Annotated in this window: 1 pseudogene; it reads left to right on the top strand. The window is 69.3% G+C overall.

Annotated features, from left to right (window positions below):
* Positions 1-1,024: pseudogene (locus tag ACFYW8_RS44580) on the top strand (alpha-1,4-glucan--maltose-1-phosphate maltosyltransferase); the annotation flags it as partial.

Here is a 1,024-nt window from a genome sequence, read left to right as displayed (position 1 = left end):
GAGCGGTCCCGCGGTGCACGGGACGTTCCGGACGGCCGCCGAACGTCTGCCCGCGATCGCGGAGATGGGCTTCGACGTCGTCTACCTCCCCCCGATCCACCCCATCGGCACCACCTTCCGCAAGGGCCCGGACAACACCCTGTCCGCCCGCCCCGAGGACGTCGGCGTGCCCTGGGCCATCGGCTCCCCCGAGGGCGGCCACGACACGGTCCACCCGGACCTGGGCACCCTCGACGACTTCGACGCGTTCGTGCGCCGGGCCGCGTCCCTGGACCTGGAGATCGCGCTCGACTTCGCGCTCCAGTGCTCCCCCGACCACCCCTGGGTGGAGAAGCACCCGGAGTGGTTCCACCACCGCCCGGACGGCACGATCGCCTACGCGGAGAACCCGCCGAAGAAGTACCAGGACATCTACCCGATCGCCTTCGACCAGGACATGCCGGGCCTGGTCGACGAGACCGTACGGGTGCTCCGCTTCTGGATGGAGCACGGCGTACGGATCTTCCGCGTCGACAACCCGCACACCAAGCCGGTGGTCTTCTGGGAGCGGGTGATCGCGGACATCAACGGGACCGACCCCGACGTCATCTTCCTCGCCGAGGCCTTCACCCGCCCCGCGATGATGCGGACACTGGCCGAGGTCGGCTTCCAGCAGTCGTACACCTACTTCACCTGGCGCAACACCAAGCAGGAGCTGACGGAGTACCTCACCGAGCTGTCCGGTGACTCGGCGGCCCGCATGCGGCCCAACTTCTTCGTCAACACCCCTGACATCCTGCACGAGTTCCTCCAGCACGGCGGCCGGCCCGCCTTCGAGCTGCGCGCGGTCCTCGCCGCCACCCTGTCCCCCACCTGGGGCATCTACAGCGGTTTCGAACTCTGCGAGAACGCCCCGCTGCGCGTGGGCGGCGAGGAGTACCTGCACTCCGAGAAATACGAGCTGCGCCCGCGGGACTGGGCTGCCGCCGAGCGCGAGGGCCGCACCATCACGCCGCTGATCACCCGTCTGAACCGGATCAGGCGG

The sequence above is a fragment of the Streptomyces sp. NPDC002742 genome (assembly GCF_042888885.1).
In the GTDB taxonomy this organism is placed as follows: Bacteria; Actinomycetota; Actinomycetes; order Streptomycetales; family Streptomycetaceae; genus Streptomyces.
Note: the sequence above shows the minus strand (reverse complement) of the source record. Positions and strands in the feature narration are given on the sequence as shown.